Genomic DNA, 397 nt, shown 5'->3' on the forward strand with positions numbered 1-397 from the left:
TGCCGCTGTACATACGATCTCGGGTTACTCTGCGCATGCAGGTCAGGAAGACTTGCTGAACTTTGTACAAGGTATGAAAGCCAAACCTTCAGAAATAAGAATTGTTCATGGTGATGATGACGCGAAGAAGGCTTTAAAACAGGCGCTACGGGAATTATTGGGGGAAGGGGTAGGTTTAAGTATTCCTTAAAGAGAGTAACGTAGCCATAGAAAAGGTATTAAAAAAACGCGCTATTCGCTAAGAAGTGCAGAACAGAGTAGGCTGATATAATCTTTCACATTATAGTATTTTTGCTTTGCAAGTATGGCTTCTAACTTTTTCCAATCAAGGTTAAGGTCGTCATGAATGATGGCGTTTCGCATGCCTATTGCGCCGCGCATTTCATTTATTTCAGGA

The 397-nt window shown here is 41.6% G+C and carries 1 protein-coding gene; it reads left to right on the plus strand.

Annotated features, from left to right (window positions below):
* Window positions 1-190, plus strand: a 190-nt coding sequence (locus tag A3761_RS00435) for an MBL fold metallo-hydrolase RNA specificity domain-containing protein (RefSeq protein WP_304439557.1), incomplete at its 5' end; no start/stop codon positions are given.
* Window positions 191-397: the final 207 nt, after the last annotated feature.

The organism is Oleiphilus sp. HI0123 (assembly GCF_001635315.1).